This is a genomic window from Brevibacillus panacihumi W25, assembly GCF_000503775.1.
Taxonomy (GTDB): Bacteria; Bacillota; Bacilli; order Brevibacillales; family Brevibacillaceae; genus Brevibacillus; species Brevibacillus panacihumi_A.
Window position 1 is genome coordinate 454982 of the sequence record NZ_KI629786.1, and the last position, 15452, is coordinate 470433.

17 protein-coding genes and 1 pseudogene are annotated in these 15452 nt (G+C 44.8%); 13 read left to right on the top strand and 5 right to left on the bottom strand.

The window, feature by feature from the left end; genetic code table 11:
* The first annotated feature begins 29 nt into the window (after nucleotides 1–29).
* The 6 genes from T458_RS51960 (at nucleotide 30) to T458_RS51985 (ending at nucleotide 5951) form a co-directional block, all read left to right on the top strand.
* Complete coding sequence (locus T458_RS51960; RefSeq protein WP_023559050.1) at nucleotides 30–500, top strand: single-stranded DNA-binding protein; 471 nt, start codon at nucleotides 30–32, stop codon at nucleotides 498–500.
* Between the two features lie 342 nt (nucleotides 501–842).
* Nucleotides 843–1127, top strand: coding sequence for a 30S ribosomal protein S18 (rpsR, locus tag T458_RS51965; protein ID WP_023559051.1), 285 nt, complete (start codon nucleotides 843–845; stop codon nucleotides 1125–1127).
* Nucleotides 1128–1341: 214 nt separating this feature from the next.
* Nucleotides 1342–2490 carry a tyrosine-type recombinase/integrase gene (locus T458_RS51970; protein WP_246062132.1) on the top strand — a complete coding sequence of 383 codons (1149 nt, stop codon included), beginning with the start codon at nucleotides 1342–1344 and terminating at the stop codon, nucleotides 2488–2490.
* Nucleotides 2487–3884, top strand: coding sequence for a tyrosine-type recombinase/integrase (locus T458_RS51975; RefSeq protein ID WP_023559053.1), 1398 nt, complete (start codon nucleotides 2487–2489; stop codon nucleotides 3882–3884). The genes T458_RS51970 and T458_RS51975 overlap by 4 nt, the downstream gene beginning before the upstream one ends.
* A complete protein-coding gene (locus tag T458_RS51980) occupies nucleotides 3877–5508 on the top strand; it encodes a tyrosine-type recombinase/integrase (protein WP_023559054.1) in 1632 nt (543 codons plus the stop codon). Before T458_RS51975 ends, T458_RS51980 begins: the two co-directional genes overlap by 8 nt.
* Nucleotides 5505–5951 carry a DUF6262 family protein gene (locus tag T458_RS51985; RefSeq protein WP_023559055.1) on the top strand — a complete coding sequence of 149 codons (447 nt, stop codon included), beginning with the start codon at nucleotides 5505–5507 and terminating at the stop codon, nucleotides 5949–5951. The genes T458_RS51980 and T458_RS51985 overlap by 4 nt, the downstream gene beginning before the upstream one ends.
* 300 nt (nucleotides 5952–6251) lie before the next feature.
* Here the strand turns inward: T458_RS51985 and T458_RS51990 are convergent, their stop codons facing one another.
* Nucleotides 6252–7013 carry an ExeA family protein gene (locus tag T458_RS51990; RefSeq protein WP_252989872.1) on the bottom strand — a complete coding sequence of 254 codons (762 nt, stop codon included), beginning with the start codon at nucleotides 7011–7013 and terminating at the stop codon, nucleotides 6252–6254.
* A gap of 59 nt (nucleotides 7014–7072) precedes the next feature.
* Nucleotides 7073–8458: pseudogene (locus T458_RS51995) on the bottom strand (DDE-type integrase/transposase/recombinase).
* Between the two features lie 94 nt (nucleotides 8459–8552).
* On the opposite strand from T458_RS51995, the gene T458_RS52000 reads away from it, so the two are divergent.
* The 5 genes from T458_RS52000 to T458_RS52020 all read left to right on the top strand — a co-directional run bounded on the left by T458_RS52000 (nucleotide 8553) and on the right by T458_RS52020 (nucleotide 12432).
* Nucleotides 8553–9218, top strand: coding sequence for a Ger(x)C family spore germination C-terminal domain-containing protein (locus T458_RS52000; protein WP_023559057.1), 666 nt, complete (start codon nucleotides 8553–8555; stop codon nucleotides 9216–9218).
* Nucleotides 9219–9537: 319 nt separating this feature from the next.
* Nucleotides 9538–9882: a hypothetical protein gene (locus T458_RS52005; protein WP_023559058.1), complete on the top strand. Its 345-nt coding sequence runs from the start codon at nucleotides 9538–9540 to the stop codon at nucleotides 9880–9882.
* Nucleotides 9883–9961: 79 nt separating this feature from the next.
* The gene (locus T458_RS52010; protein WP_023559059.1) at nucleotides 9962–10435 is read left to right on the top strand and encodes a hypothetical protein; all 474 of its coding nucleotides are present in this window, start codon (nucleotides 9962–9964) and stop codon (nucleotides 10433–10435) included.
* Between the two features lie 162 nt (nucleotides 10436–10597).
* Nucleotides 10598–11167, top strand: coding sequence for a CBO0543 family protein (locus T458_RS52015; RefSeq protein ID WP_023559060.1), 570 nt, complete (start codon nucleotides 10598–10600; stop codon nucleotides 11165–11167).
* Between the two features lie 221 nt (nucleotides 11168–11388).
* Nucleotides 11389–12432, top strand: a complete 1044-nt coding sequence (locus T458_RS52020) for a YkvI family membrane protein (protein WP_023559061.1) — start codon at nucleotides 11389–11391, stop codon at nucleotides 12430–12432.
* Nucleotides 12433–12652: 220 nt separating this feature from the next.
* Here T458_RS52020 and T458_RS58065 read toward each other — a convergent pair whose 3' ends face one another.
* The 3 genes from T458_RS58065 to T458_RS52030 all read right to left on the bottom strand — a co-directional run bounded on the left by T458_RS58065 (nucleotide 12653) and on the right by T458_RS52030 (nucleotide 13855).
* The gene (locus T458_RS58065) at nucleotides 12653–12904 is read right to left on the bottom strand and encodes a DUF421 domain-containing protein (RefSeq protein ID WP_326069412.1); all 252 of its coding nucleotides are present in this window, start codon (nucleotides 12902–12904) and stop codon (nucleotides 12653–12655) included.
* Entirely contained in the window at nucleotides 12798–13118 is a 321-nt protein-coding gene (locus tag T458_RS52025; protein ID WP_023559062.1) for a phospholipase D-like domain-containing protein, read from the bottom strand. The genes T458_RS58065 and T458_RS52025 overlap by 107 nt, the downstream gene beginning before the upstream one ends.
* Nucleotides 13119–13648: 530 nt before the next feature.
* Nucleotides 13649–13855: a DUF1657 domain-containing protein gene (locus T458_RS52030; RefSeq protein ID WP_007781230.1), complete on the bottom strand. Its 207-nt coding sequence runs from the start codon at nucleotides 13853–13855 to the stop codon at nucleotides 13649–13651.
* Nucleotides 13856–14066: 211 nt separating this feature from the next.
* On the opposite strand from T458_RS52030, the gene T458_RS52035 reads away from it, so the two are divergent.
* Nucleotides 14067–14927: a DUF421 domain-containing protein gene (locus T458_RS52035; protein WP_023559063.1), complete on the top strand. Its 861-nt coding sequence runs from the start codon at nucleotides 14067–14069 to the stop codon at nucleotides 14925–14927.
* A 44-nt stretch (nucleotides 14928–14971) separates the two neighbouring features.
* Entirely contained in the window at nucleotides 14972–15451 is a 480-nt protein-coding gene (gene spoVAC / locus T458_RS52040) for a stage V sporulation protein AC (protein WP_005832062.1), read from the top strand.
* The last annotated feature ends 1 nt before the right edge of the window (nucleotide 15452 follow it).

The following is a 15452-nucleotide window of genomic DNA, read 5'->3' on the forward strand; positions in this document are numbered from 1 at the left end:
TTGTCGTCTCGGTCAGAGGGGGACCCAAGATGAATAAAGTTATTCTCATCGGCAACCTGACGAAAGATCCGGAACTTCGCTACACGCCGAATGGCGTTGCCGTTGCTACTTTTACCGTGGCTATCAATCGTCCGCGCACCAATCAAGCGGGAGAGCGTGAAGCAGACTTCATCAATATTGTCGCGTGGCAAAAGCTTGCCGATCTCTGTGCAACTTATTTGCGCAAAGGCAGACAAGCTGCTATCGAGGGACGCCTGCAAACGCGCTCCTATGACAATAAAGAAGGAAAACGAGTATATGTAACGGAAGTCGTCGCTGAAAACGTCCAGTTCTTGGGCGGCAGAGGCAACGAAGGTGGAGAGAACGCCGGATACGATCCAGGTCCTGGTTTTGGCGGCGGCAACAGACCGTCTCCACAGAGAAACGATGATCCATTTGGTGACCCCTTCGCGAGTGCTGGCAAGCCGATCAACATCTCAGATGATGATTTGCCGTTTTAGAGAGCGTAACATCTGAGATCAGAAAATGCTTTAAGACCTCAGTAAAATCAAGGGGTTTTAAAGCATTTTAACTGTGTAATGGTAATCTTCATTTACGACCAGCATCCACGGTTTATTAAGATCGCGCGATGTTGAGTAAAGTGTGTAATACGTTATGACCGTCAATGTAGTCTAGTGATGATGACCATCCTTATTTCAAGATGTGGGTGTAGCCCCGTAGTGAGAAGTCGGGTGTGGGTAAGTCGTAAGACTTATCCACACCCAACTTTGAACTAGAGGATAGTCAGAAAAAACTTGGCACGTTAACCAATGTGCAATAATGAAGGGAACGAGAAAATAACAATGGCATTTGCACAAAGAAATGACGAAGAACGTGGTGAAAGAAAGTTTGCTCCACGTAGAGGTGGCAAAGGTAAACGTAGAAAAGTTTGCTACTTTACAGTCAATAAAATTACTCATATTGATTACAAAAATACGGAAGTTCTTAAAAAGTTCATTAGCGAACGTGGGAAGATTCTTCCTCGCCGTGTGACTGGAACAAGCGCAAAATATCAACGTGCATTAACAGTTGCAATTAAACGTGCTAGGGCGGTAGCGTTGCTTCCGTACACAACGGATAATATCTAGGAAAAAGGTGTGTTGGCCTTATGGCAACACACCTTTTTCTATGGCAGCACAAAAGAGTTCATTGAACCCGCGGCGGAAGAGCATTGCATGTGCGAATCGTTCCTTTTGTTTCTTGAGTTTACTCCGGAACTCAACTATGATAATTGACAATTAACTCTATAATAATAGATGATGGATGATATACACACTCAAGATCGGTAAAAGTGGGAAAACATTGGCTAAACATCATATAGGATTGATCTCGGTGGTGATGAATATGGGCAATCTGAAAATTGAAAAAACTTTCAATGAGGCCGGAAAACGAAATGTAGTAGTTGTGGATGAGGACTACAACATTGTCGAGGAAATAACATTGTTTCTTCACTATTTAAAAGAGAAGGGGCACTCTGAGAACACAATCGAAGGTTATAGTAGAGACTTAAAGGAATATTTCACTTGGTTAAACGAAGTGGGGCTTAAATTTTACGAGGTTAGGAAAGCGGATATGTTTTCTTGGCTTGAGTATTTGAAAACGAAAGTCGGAAAGACGGACAAAGAGAAATCTGCAAAGACAAAGAATAAGTATATGGCAACAATAGCCTCATTTTATCGATATTATGAAGTGATTGGGGGCTTTGTGACGGAGAACCCATTAACTTATAAAGATGATTCAAAAAACAGACATTTCCTAGTTCAGAAAGTTAGTCGTAAAGATATGGGTTTTAATTTCTTCCGAGTTAAAGAGAAAAAATCAGTTAAGGGTAAGCGTTTGACTCGGGAACAGGTTGAAAAGCTCTATCAAGGACTTGAGATGTTACAGTCAGATGAGAGCTTGAATGCCCGAAATCAGTTATTGTTCAGATTTCTTTATGAAACGGGTTGCCGGATTAGTGAGGCACTAGGTCTTCGTATAGGTGATTATGAGATTCAAACAAAAGTTGGGGTTATAAAGGTAAAAGAGCATGATCCACTATACCATAAAGACCACAACATCAAATCACTAGAAAGGGAAATACCCGTCAGCAGAGATATTGTCTTTGCCATAGAGGATTATATCTTGTATCATCGCCCTGATGATGGAAAACATCTTACGATATTTGTGAATCATGAAACCAGCCCTGGCCAATATATGATCCGCGATACGATAACAAAGCTCTTCAATAAGCTATCTGAACAAGTGGGTATTAAATGCACTCCTCACATGCTTAGGCACACCCATGGAACCGAACTCACCGAATCGGGATTTGATATGCGTTATGTCCAAAATAGGTTAGGTCATAATGATGTTAAGTCTACGAGTAAGTATCAACATTTGTCGCTTGAAGCGAAAACAACGGCATATGAAAGCTTCATGCGTCAGAGAAGGAGCGCGGAGTTGAATTGAGTAGAGCGTATATTTCAACAGTTGATACAAAAACTGATAGATGGGAGGTTCCGTATCAATCGAGTTATGGTGATAAATTATCTTTTGAATTTTCATATTTGCCAAATAAATGGTTCAAGAAAATACATAAGCAAATAACAATTGAATGCATGAGTCTAGGGAAGCCGAGCGTTGAAACACTGTATCGATATAATTATTCATTGAAACGGTTCTTTGAATTCGTGAAAGAATACAATTTGAAAATTATGGATTATGCCGATTTATCGCACCAAATCACTCAAATGTATATTTATTATTTACAACAGATTCAATTAGCAAACTCTACAAGATCGGTTGCTATGTCTGCACTAAAATGGGTAGTAGAACATGGGCAGTTTTTTGAGTATGATGGTTTTCCGGAGGGACAGGTTTTTGATGGAGATGAGTACCAAGCACTTAAGCAAGATGATGTTTTAAGGACAAGGTATATACCCGATAATGTAATGGAACAGATTGAAATAGCTTTAAAAAAGGAGAAAAACATCCTCTTGAAGTCTATTGTGGAGATCGGCATCGATTCGGGAATCAGGCTTTCAGAGGTTTTGGACCTAACCGAGGGGTGTATAACTGAAGATTTTACAGGAAAACCCGTATTGTATGTTTTCTCTCCGAAAAATAAGGCTGACAGATATATCCCCGTATCAAATCGAGTCAAACGGGCAGTTCAACTACTTGAACAATACTCAGAAGTGGCCAGGAAAGAACTTGCAACAAATTACATTTGTCTTTACTGGCAAAAACGGAATATACGGTACGCCAGACTGCTCCAAAAAATATTTCGAGATAAACTTTATCGGTTTGTCAAAAAGCATGATATCAGAGATAACGATGGCGAATTATACCCATTAACCTTTCACGCATTTAGGCATACGCTTGGAACGGACATGCTAAATAAGGGCATGAGCATGTTTGAAATTCAAGAATATTTAGGTCACGAATCATTGCACTCCACAAGCTTATATGCAAAAGTCAAAAATCCAAAAGTTGAAAGCGAATATAAAAAGCTTGGATTTATCGGCATGATAGTCAAGGAAATCAGTGATAAGGAACTTGGTCAAGGAAAGAATCTCGACACGGAAACGCTATTGTCTGCTTCATTGCCTGATGGGGCTTGTCAGAAGCCGATAAATAATGAGGGCAAGATATGCTCTAAATTTAATATGTGCGTGATCTGTCCTAAGTTTATCACGACTCCCGAACACTTACCAATTCATAAAGACCATTTGGATCGTCTCAGAGCCAACAGAGAGGCATATATGGCTCAGGAGTACATCGGTACGACGAATCATCTTGAGACTGTTGAATACGCCTTAGAAACGATTATAGGGCGTTTGGAGGCGATGCTGAGTGGTTGAAAGTATAAAGCTTCAATTGTTTGATTACAACCCCCTAATACCCCAATTAGATTTCCGCTGCGGTAATAGTAAATTCTCAGACAATGTATGGGATTTTAACGGATTTATTAATGTAGAGCATTTGTCTGGCAAGAGGCTTATGATTGATTTTGAATTTGTTGTTGATAAGCCCAAAATGCTAGAAGTAATAAAATGGTTTATGCATCATGAGTTAACCACGGGCAAGTTTTCAACTGCCAAACGAAATTTAGACGGTGTTGTTCGATTTTCTAAATTTATAAAAGAATATGCGCCGGAAGTGGAGTCGTTTTCAGAAATTGATCAGAGTTTATTGGAGAAGTATTTTACGTATTTGCCTGAAGCGAAAAGCGAGACAAGTGGTCAGTCAATAAGCTCTGTTTCAATCAAGAAAAGTGCATTGGCGTTAAAAGAAATCTTATTAAAGGGAAATATTAAAGGCTGGGATGTTCCAAAAGATGTTCGATTTGTTCAGGGCATGTACAATGAGCTCATTATTAATAACAAAGCGTTAAAGAAGGATGCCAAGCAAGCAGAGCAAGTAAACATTGATAAAATATCGGACGAACAGTTGATCGATCGGATATTGCGTAAAGCAGTAAGTGATTTAGATATGGACGAAAATATACTTGTTGCAGCTAGCGTAGTAGTTGGATTGCAGCTTGGACTTCGCATTAGCGAAATCATTACGATGTATAATGCCTCCATTGAGCCAATTGGCGGAGAAACAAAATTAGTATACAACACCGGTAAACTGCAAGCCGAACCTACGAGGGTGTATAAACCAGCGAATGCCCTTGTCGTACAAGCCATTACGAAAGTTGAAAAATACACGGATCCGTTAAGAAAAGAATCGGGCTTACCGTATTTATTTCTTAATCGAATACGTAATGTCAAAGGATATCCCGTGGGTATAGTTTCCCATGCAAATTGGTCAAAGAATTTTCTAAGACCCTGGCTTCAAAAACACAATCTCCGATATAAAAATGGAGATATTGCTGATTTTTCATCTCATACATTCCGCCACGCTTGCGCTACGTATGCTTTAAAAGGCGGGGCCTCTCTGGAAACCATACGGGAATTGTTAAATCACAAGTCCATTAGAGGTACACAGCACTATACACACCTGCTTCAAGAGGATGTAAGGAACAAGTTCGCGAAAGTATTCAATGAAGGCGCAGTTCTTGTTGGTAAGCAGGCTCTTCAAATAAAAGAAAAACTTAAAGTAAATAACCCATTCAAAGGAAAGACCATCGAACAAGTTGATAAATTGCGTAAAGCGCATAAGATTCAAATTTTGTCACATGGACTTTGTCTTCACCATCCAATGCGAAATGAACCTTGTGAAGGCGACGGGGTATGTTTAGGATGCCGCAATTTTTTGACTACTCCGGACTTTCTTGAAGTTCATAAAGGCCGGTTGAAAAAAATTCGTAGCGAATTGGCATCTGCACCTGCTGGGGGTCCTTATGAGAACAAGTTAAAGACAATTGAAAAATACCTCGTAGGAATTATTGATGAGTTGGAAACCCAGGTGAATTATTCCGGAATTGATAATCATTCAGATTACAATATCACACCAAGCGAATGGGAGGGAATGGCATGAGTGACCCTTCTAAAGAAAATAAACTCGTTACACTGGAGCGTATCGAACAAGCAATAACAAACCTCCGAAAAGGGAAGAAAAAACTGTCCATATCAGCGATTGCTAAAAAAGCTGGCATTGAGCGAAAGACGATCTATAATCGTCCTGATCTTAAGGAACGCTGTGATCAAGCCATTTTGCTGCAGATGGAAATTGAAAAAGGGGCAGAAGAAATTGCAGCTACTGCAATCGAAACGTCAACCAGACCAAGCGGTAAAAGATTGCTTGAGAATCGGTATGAAAAAGTTAAGCAGGCGCTTCAGAATGAGAAGGAAAAGAACGAGAAACTTCTGGAAATATGCAGAAAACATGTCATAGAGAAAGCACAACTAAAATCTCGTATCGAATATTTAGAAAATAAAATTCAAGAACTAAGGGAGAGACAATTGAAACCATTCCAATAAAGGCTTGTGCTTGACCACCACTATGTGACGAGCCGCACGCTGGGAGTCGCGCACGGCCAATAGAAATAAATAAAGGTTTCGTATACATGCCATATGTAAGCAGCAACTCTTGCCCGTATAGTGTTGCCGCTCACGTAAAATGGCGGCGTGAATCTTACCGACAATGACGGTAGATATGTAACGTCAACCCGCCAGGCAGGTGAGAAGTGTATCGCCATTCAATAGACGAAGCGTACGCCAATCTCTGTGAATAAGAGACGGCATACGCCAATTCATGTGCATATAGGGGATAAGGGCGAATTAATTCGTGAGGCCTCGCTGCCGATCCATGTCCGCGAGCACGCGAACGACATCACTTTCTTCAACAACCTCGAGATTTCGGGCGGTGGCATCGAGCAGGATCTGCGTGCAAATTTGGTTCACGACTCGTGGAAGTCCCTGGCTTGCTGCGAATATACGGCCGAGTGCGCTTTCGGCAAAAACAGGCTTCTCCGTTTTGCTTACGGTCATGTGGTGACGGATATAGGCGCTCGTTTCATCCTTGTTCATGCCGCCCAGATGGTACTGCATCCCGATGCGCTGGAGGGTCGCTTCATACTTTTTGAGCCGGAGCAACTTGCGAAGCTCAGGTTGGCCGACAAGGATGAGCGGAAACAGAGCCGCGGAGTCAATGTTGTAGTTAAGAGCGAATCGCAGCTCCAGCAGCATCGCTTCGCTCATTTCATGTGCCTCGTCAATAATGACGGCTAACGTTTTTTCTCCTGGCGCAGACCGGCTGCGCACCACCTCTTGCCAGAGCTTTCGCGCCTTGGACACCGTGTAAACCGGCTCTACGCCCACAGCTTCAAGCAGTCCAGCATAAAATTCACGCGGTTTCAGATTGGCGCAACACAGATAGATCGGCAAGTACGTCATCGGATCAAGCGAAGCGAACAAACGCCGGATCAGGGTGGATTTGCCGCCGCCCACCTCGCCCGTTAATACGCCGAGTGTTCGGTGCTTAATCATCAGGTCCAATCGGGCGGCTGCTTCCTTATGCCCGCTGAACGCATAACAGAGCATCGGATCGAGCTCTTTGCTAAAGGGCCTTTGCGGCGTGGGAGGGGCTTGCGAGACCGAATTCATGGCGTATCATCCCCTTCCACCGTGGCATAAGAGACAGGCTCGCTTGTCCACTGCGCTTGCCGCTTCTGTTCCGCCAGTTCCAGGAAGGCCACTTGCCCGTCCGGTTCCACGACAAGTGAAGAGGTCGTCTCTGGCTTTACTCGGCGGTCGTAGGGACGAGCTAAATCGACGACAGTGGCATCGGCGTACCTCTTGTCCTCATACCAGACCTGAATGGCACTTAGTTCAAAGGGGTCATAACGAAGCACCACACGCTTTCTGCACAGCTCAAGATCGACCTCATACGTGTTGCCATCGAGACTGACGCAGCCGGTTTTGTCGGCGGTTCGCTGCTCTTCCCAGAGGAAGATCTCCGTCAGTTCCGCTAGCGTTTTGCGCCGCATCTCCCGCTTACAAGAGGAAAGCCGCGCTTTGGGAGATTGCTTGGTAGAGCCATGCTCCCGAGTATGGTAGTATCCGTCCAGCCATGCGGCGAGCGCGGCATTAAGCTCGGCGAGCGTCGTTAGTCGCCCTTGCTCAATCAGCGCGTAAGCTTCCGGCTTGAAGCTGGTATCAATAAAACGGAACCAGCGTTCAATTTTACCGCGACCAGCAGGGCGTCGGACGGTACTGTGCGAAAGCTGAACGCCCAGCTTGCCGTAGATGCGCACCAGATGATGGGAAGAAAACGCAGAGCCGTTATCGCAGTAGAATTGAGAAGGAATTCCATGTTTTAAAATCGCCTTCTTGAGACTGTCCTCCATACGCGGCAGCTTTTCATCCCAATAGAACTCGGCATGGACAATGTAGCGGCTGTAGTCGTCCAGGATCGCGAAGAGGATGGCTTTCTTTCGTTTCTTCGGGTCTTTCGGGTCGGGCAAATAGAGCGTGTGCTGAAAGTCGAATTGCCAACTTAAATGAGCATCCTCAGCTTCGAATCGCCGAAACCCTTTCTCCGTGCTCTCTACGAGCAACTCTTTGCGGCTTGCGCCAGCCTTTCTAAGATGACGGGAGAGTGTGCTTGCGGCAACCGTACCAGCCTCGGCCTGACCGCTTTCCTCAAGCAGAAAGATGATCTGCTCGACGCTGCGCTCAGGACGCTCTTTGCGTAGGCGAATCGCCTCTTGAAGTACCGCTGGCGGGATGCACAGATTGGTTTTCCGGATGCGGGCTTTCGGCTTCAGGCCGTTCCACTCGCCCCTCCGGTACTGGTTCAGCCAGCGTTCGAGTGAACGCACGCTTACCTGAGTTTTCGTGCTGCCGGGAATGTGGTAGACCTACGAAGCGGCCTGCTTCAAATAAGCCTTGAGCTCACCGGGCGCAAGCGGCGTTTGCCGACTGACTACGGGTGCGATCAGGCTGTAGCGAAAAGCGGCCATTTGTTCCTGCAAGGACGAATCCATATGGGCGTTGCCTCCTTTGGAGATGAAATAGGGCGCTAAAATCCCCTTGCCTCCATTGTGAGACACCGCCAATCGATGCGACAGGACAGGCTATGTGGTATTTTATCCGTGCGCCGTCACCGTCATGGAGAAGCACTACGAAAAGCAAGGGCAATTGACGACAAGCAACGTGCATGAATTCCTGGCCAGGGTGTACAACCCTTATGCCGATCCGGTTCTTCCCTATTACGCCGTCGCGAACAATGAACTTCGTTATTCCGGGACGGCGCTGTTCCGCGGGGATAAGATGGTCGGGACGGTTTCGCTGCCCGATGACGTCTTTTTCCAAATGCTGCATGAAAAGAGAGGCGTTCAAAAGACGGTGCCGCTGCCAGCGGCGGATGTCGTGCTCGGCAGTATAAAAACCGAGCGGCAAATTCGTTTCACCGATTCGTTCCGGAGAGTCTATGTTGATGTGATGCTTAAAGGACGAGTGGAAGAAGTCCCCGCCGGACAGAAGACGGACAGCCCCCTGGAATTGCAGGAGTTCGAGCGTTCGCTTGAACGGAGAATTCAGGAGAAGCTGGAGAAAGTCATCGATCGAACGCAGTCGTTATGTGTCGACCCGTTCGGCCTGGGCATGCACACGGTAGGATGGAAGGAACGGCCATTCACCCGTGAGCAGTGGAACCAACGATGGCCGGATATGGACGTAACGATTCATGCTTCGCTGAAGTTGGAGCATACCGGGATGCTCGATTCGCATGCGGACCGGCGATGAAGACGCAGCTCGCGCGCCCTGTGTCACTCGCCAATGATCGCGACTTCATGACATGGAACGTTTGAAGCCGCGTACAAAAGCGCTCACATTCCCCAAACAGCAAGTCCCCTGCGGATTGAGGATTTCGCATGCGCAGCGGCCAGCCTGTACCTGAGTTTTGATCCGGTCAACATACGATTCCGGCATGATCGGAAGGTGCGCAGCAATCCACAGGAATTCCCCCTTGCAGGATGTGTGAAAGGAATTGACGTTCGACGCCTCTGGAATCGTAAGGTAGCTTCCAAATCTTTACGAATTTTTTTCGCACGAAAAATTTTATGTGTGGCGTCTGGAACCGGATCAACTGATCAATTATACCGGCGTTGTGATGCTGCACACCTTTTGCATTTATCCTTTGACTGCTTTTCTCTACCTGACTCGTTTTCCAGAAGTCGAATGGAAGGCTGCGGTTCACATTGCAAAATGGGTGCTGATCTATATCGGTGTAGAATGGGTTGGATATCGCCTCGGTTATATTACCTACTCCCACGGCTGGAATTGCTGGTGGTCGCTTTTCTTTGATGTACACATGTTTCTGATGCTCCATCATACAAAGCCGGTTTGGAGCATCCCGATGACGATACTGTCCATCTTCTTTTACTTGATCCTGTTCGGTTATCTGTAAAGAATCCATGCCCCGTGACTGGCATTTTTGCCGAGGACGCATATAATGACGTGATCCAACTTTTGAGGAGTGATGAATCATGTCCGTTGCGGCTCAAACAAGTACAAAGAGTGTACCTCCCTTTTCCATATGGGGGGTTCATGCATCTGTCGCCGGAAGACCGGTTGTGTGGGGCAAACTCGTGATGCGTGTTTTGCCGGATCAACAAATTCAAGGCACCATCCGATTTCGCGGAACGCCGATTCCGATTGAAGGAAGCTGGAATGAAAGCGCGCAGCAGATCATGTTTCATTCCCCCTACGCCGCCTACTCCGGCCATTTATCCATCTACGACGATGTCCAGATTCAACTTCGGCATCTGGTTCTCACCGGACGCCTCCAGATGCTCCCCCCCTCTTTACAGGCAGGTGAGTATGGAACCTGGGTAGCGACAACAGATATAAGCTTGCCGGAGTATAGCGGCTATGTCCCGCCCCAACCGTCTTCAACTTCGCTGCCGCCGGTTGGCGTATTTGTAACGTCGAATATACTGTATGGAAACTCGCGGTTATAAAGCAGGCACCTATCCGTCATTGTCCCCAAATATGGCCTTGACGGATAAAAAATGATCGTTGCCGGGTTCTGTGCAGGGTATGGAAATGGAATCGCTGGTGCATCGTCTTGTCAACAGAAGAGCACATGATGGGGATCCAGATAACGGAAAGGGGTGGAATCGGTGGACGAAAATCAGATTCATCATGCAATCGAACAAGCCTATCAATTGATTGTTGAAGCACACCGCAACATGACTGACATTTGGCGCACTCACGTACTGTTTACGCAGCAATGGTGGTTTGGAGTAGGTTTATCGATATGCCCCTGGCTATTTTGGATCGGATTTCGGGATAAGAGAGCTACGGGACAGGTTCTCCTATCCGGGTTTATGATGATTATCGTGTCGTCGTGGCTGGACCAGCTTGGGATTGCCATGGGACTTTGGCATTATCACTGGGAAGTCATACCATTCATGCCCGCTAATTTTCCATGGAATTTTTCACTTCTTCCCGTCACGGTTATGTTCTTACACCAGTACAAGTCTGGCATACATCCGTTGTTCAAAGCTCTCCTATTTGGGGGATTTTCCGCTTTTGTGGCCGAGCCGGTCTCACAAATGGCCGATTTATACCACCCCGTTCACTGGAAACATACATATTCGTTTCCTATCTATGTGGGGCTATATCTGCTGGCTTCGAGCATCGCCAAGCGGGGCGTTGATTGCACAGATTCATCCTCGGTAGATAAATAAAGGCCAAAACCATAAGTTTACCGATTCCAAAAATCATGCCCAGATTCATGAGCTGCATATTTACCATGTCATTGTTAAAGACTCAAGTTTGTTAATTGATGATCTACCGGACCACTATCGATTCTCGTCATAACGGCTGACAACGAGTTCCTTTTGGAATAAGCATTTTTTTTAAGCATAGAATTTAATGATTCTATACTATACCAGGACATGGGTGAAATATGAAGAAAAATACAAGTATGATAATACAAATCGCCGCAACATATTCGGGAACCGTGGTGGGAGCCGGATTTGCTTCAGGACAGTCGATTATGCAGTTTTTCACGGTATACGGAGCCTATGGGGTATTAGGCATTTTATGCAGCACCTTTCTTTTTGTGTGGATCGGCACTAAAATGATGATTCTAGCTCACCATATCAAAGCATTTTCATATCAGGAGTTTAATGTTTATCTGTTTGGCAAGATTTTCGGCAAAGTCGCAAATGCCTTGACTTTAATTATTCTATTTGGGGTAACGGCCGTGATGCTTTCAGGAACCGGTACCATTTTCGAAGAACAACTCCGTCTACCCTATCAACTGGGTATTATCATCAGCATCGTTTTGTGTTATCTGGTGATGACGAAGGAAATCAGCGGAATTATGTTCGTAAACTCGTTAGTTGTTCCCATGATGCTTTTTTTCACTATTCTCCTTGTCGTAAAGGTTGTCAGAATAGACAATATTTTTGATATAGTCGGTTGGCAGAACCAACAACTGTACAATTTGAAGTGGTTCGTGAGTCCGTTTGTGTATGCAGGATTGAATTTTGCTTTTATTCTAGCCGTTATGGTTCCTCTGGGGAGTGAGGTGGATGACGAAAGCGCATTAAAATGGGGAGGGTTTTGGGGAGGCATTGGTCTTGGTTTTATGCTTCTTGTCAGCCATTTTGCAATGAGCTCAAAGATGCCCGAGATTCTTCAATACGATATTCCGATGGCCGAGATTATTCGAGATTTCGGGCGGTATTTTCATGTATTGTTTTTGCTCGTAATCTATGGAGAAATATTCACCACATTGATAGGCAATGTATTCGGAATTTCTCGTCAAATCCAAAGTCTTTATAATCTTCCTAAAAGTTGGTTGGTTCTTGGCATATTACTTGCTAGTTTTTTGATTAGTCAAGCCGGTTTCACCTCCTTACTTACTTATCTTTATCCGCTATTTGGGTATATGGGTTTGATACTTCTTATTTTTTTAGCAGTTCAACGGATGCCCAGGGACTAAGTCTCCATATTTTTATAAGTTGATTCGGCACGAAATCCAACTATTGGGTAATTATGCTACTACCGGAATAAAGGCACAGGGTTCCATCGATCCAACTTCTTATTTCCAAAACTTTTGGCCTGCCGTCTTAATAGCTAACATAAATGACCTCCATAAGAATAAAGAATACAGCATAGGGTAGACAGTTGCATGTCATATAGAGTATTTCCAACGACTTCACCTAAAAAATAGCTGAAATGAAGTCAAACGGTGTTACTTGACTAAATTGGTTTTTCCCTAACATCTTTGTAATGATGGACAATCCTACAAAACCTAGCAAGAACTCAATTGAGAATTGAAGAAACAACTTTTCATTTCCTCTTTCATCAAATGATTGGTGAAAGCAAGCACGCCGTTTGATCGAGAATCCGCTGCAAATGCGTGCGTTGAGGCGGGACTTCCATCCGTAAGGGAATGGAGTCCGCAAGATCATGCTCGAATTGTTCCGCCAGTTTTCGTGCTACTTCAGAACGGTACACAACTTCGCACACTTCATAATTCAGACGGTAGCTTCTTAAATCAAAATTTGAGGAGCCTATCTCGGCAATTTCTCCGGTCCGACTTGCAGCTCCTACGATGATCGATACCACGTGGCGGGGAACTAAGCGCACTCGGACACCGCGAACCAAAGCTGCTTTAATCGCCATAATAATGTCTGCATCTGGCACAAAGTAAGGCGCGATATTCCAATGGGCGTCGAAGACTGCTTGCAGTTCGTTTGCAGGTTAACCCACTATTCGAATATGGGTGTCGCGTCAAAAGCCGACATTCGACTTTAATCCGGTATATTCATCCCCGATATTGATGCCTCCAGTAAAAGCTTCCTGACCATCGAATACAACAATCTTACAATGATTTCGGCAACTCCAATAGGACAGCGCCCAAGGGAAGCGAATGGGGAAAAAAGATCGGCATTCAATTCCAACCTTCATCATTTGGCAGCCGTAGCCATGGGCGTGCGTTGGGCCGAGGGGGAACTTGGATACTGTCAACTTTAGCAGTGGCGATGGGGGCGGCAGTGTTTAGGTTTATCCAAGGTTAGCTGTCTAAACAAAAGAATAGTGGCGAAAAGAGATCAAACCCTACTCAACTTGTAGGGTTTGATCTCTTTTCTAATCTGTTCACCGATGAAAACAGACAAGCCATGTCCTCAATATTCATGGTTTGTCTGTTTTTCTTAAAACCCCTTATATTGAGGCTCTTCATTTTCCAACTGTTGTACGCGGCTTTCTACTTGCTGCACGATTTGTTGGGTTTGTTGGGCCGCATTCGTAAAGAGCGATTTTGCTTCTTGATTTTGTGTTTCCAAAGCAAATTGTTCCAGACTCGCCTGAGCACTTTTTAAAGATGCTACGCACGTTTTCACTTGAGAAGCAACTGTCACGGAATGTCACCTCCTTTACCTTAGGATAGGATAATGTTTCAGGGGTAATAGGAATAGATGCTTACATTCTCCCAATACCGAAATTAATATTTCCGTCTCGCAACAAAAGTATACGTTAGAAAAAAAATTCAAATGGAAATGCATGAAAATAATGGAATTAGGACATATTAACTTTTGTCGATTAATGTGATTGGAAAGGAATGGTGATATTATGCCGGATTGGGTAGAAATCGCTTTGCGAACGTTATTGTCTATGGGGGTTCTTTTTGTCCTAACGAAGATATTGGGTAAACGACAGGTATCACAGCTTTCATTGTTTGAGTATATCACCGGAATCACGATCGGCAGCCTTGCAGCTTACGTTTCGTTGGATCTGGAGTCCAATTGGTATCTGGGCTTGGTTTCGATGACGGTTTGGACCGTTGTTTCTTTAGGGATTGAATTTTTACAGCTGAAAAGCAAAACGGCAAGAGACCTATTCGACGGCAAAGCAACAGTGCTCATTAAGGACGGCAAGATCATGGAGGATAACCTAAAAAAAGAAAGGATTACCACGGATGAACTTATGGAACAGCTTCGAATAAAGAATGTGTTCAAAGCTGCCGATGTTGAATTCGCCATCATGGAGTCAAGCGGTGACGTTAGCGTTCTTTTAACCAAGGAAAATCAACCGTTAACGCCTAAACACCTGGGAATAAATGTCGGGCCGGAACAAGAACCTCAATCGGTCATTATGGATGGAAAAATAATGGACGAACCGCTTGCCACGATAGGTCTAAACAGGAAATGGCTGGATACGGAACTGGAGAAATTAGGTGTTTCGATTGATAACGTATTTCTTGGACAGGTGGATTCCTATGGCCAGCTATACGTTGATTTATTTGATGATCAGATCAAAGTACCGAAACCCCAGAAAAAAGCCGCGTTGCTTGCAACATTGAAAAAGTGTGAAGCGAATCTCGAAATGTTTGGCTTATCTACCAAAGAACAAAATACAAAGCAGATGTACGAGCAATGTTCAAAAGCGTTAGAAAAGATTATTGATGAAGTTAAACCATTGCTGATTCGTTAACAATTCGCTAATTATACGTCAGCTGAAAATCGAGGAGGATGTTCATGGCAAATAATATAAAGAAAAATTTAACGCGGGTACAACAGGAATATAAAGAATTGGCGCAAAGCGTCGAACCTCCGAGGCCCATACTCAAAAACTTCATTCGTGCGTTTATAGCCGGCGGGGCCATTTGTTTGGTTGGACAAGCCATCCAGGAAATGTTTGTGCATTGGGGCGGCTTTGATGAGAAAAAAGCTGGGGACCCTACCGTGGCGGTTATGATACTCCTTTCTGTCATTCTGACCAGCATGGGGGTGTACGATAAGTTTGCCCAATGGGCTGGTGCGGGTTCCGCAGTGCCTGTGACGGGATTTGCGAATTCGATGGCATCCGCTGCGATTGAACATCAGAGTGAAGGTATGGTGCTCGGTGTTGGCGGTAAAATGTTTAAACTGGCTGGACCGGTTATTGTATTTGGTACAGTCGCCGCCTTTGCGGTAGGAATTGTACATTTGCTGATCAAAGGCGGGGGAGGCTCTTAAT

Coding starts and splice junctions, on each gene's coding strand:
- T458_RS51960 (WP_023559050.1), top strand. CDS start 30: ATGAATAAAGTTATTCTCATCGGCAACCTGACGAAAGATCCGGAACTT.
- rpsR (WP_023559051.1), top strand. CDS start 843: ATGGCATTTGCACAAAGAAATGACGAAGAACGTGGTGAAAGAAAGTTT.
- T458_RS51985 (WP_023559055.1), top strand. CDS start 5,505: ATGAGTGACCCTTCTAAAGAAAATAAACTCGTTACACTGGAGCGTATC.
- T458_RS51990 (WP_252989872.1), bottom strand. CDS start 7,013: ATGCTCTGTTATGCGTTCAGCGGGCATAAGGAAGCAGCCGCCCGATTG.
- T458_RS52010 (WP_023559059.1), top strand. CDS start 9,962: ATGTCCGTTGCGGCTCAAACAAGTACAAAGAGTGTACCTCCCTTTTCC.
- T458_RS52020 (WP_023559061.1), top strand. CDS start 11,389: ATGAAGAAAAATACAAGTATGATAATACAAATCGCCGCAACATATTCG.
- T458_RS58065 (WP_326069412.1), bottom strand. CDS start 12,904: ATGATCTTGCGGACTCCATTCCCTTACGGATGGAAGTCCCGCCTCAAC.
- T458_RS52025 (WP_023559062.1), bottom strand. CDS start 13,118: ATGGCGATTAAAGCAGCTTTGGTTCGCGGTGTCCGAGTGCGCTTAGTT.
- T458_RS52035 (WP_023559063.1), top strand. CDS start 14,067: ATGCCGGATTGGGTAGAAATCGCTTTGCGAACGTTATTGTCTATGGGG.
- spoVAC (WP_005832062.1), top strand. CDS start 14,972: ATGGCAAATAATATAAAGAAAAATTTAACGCGGGTACAACAGGAATAT.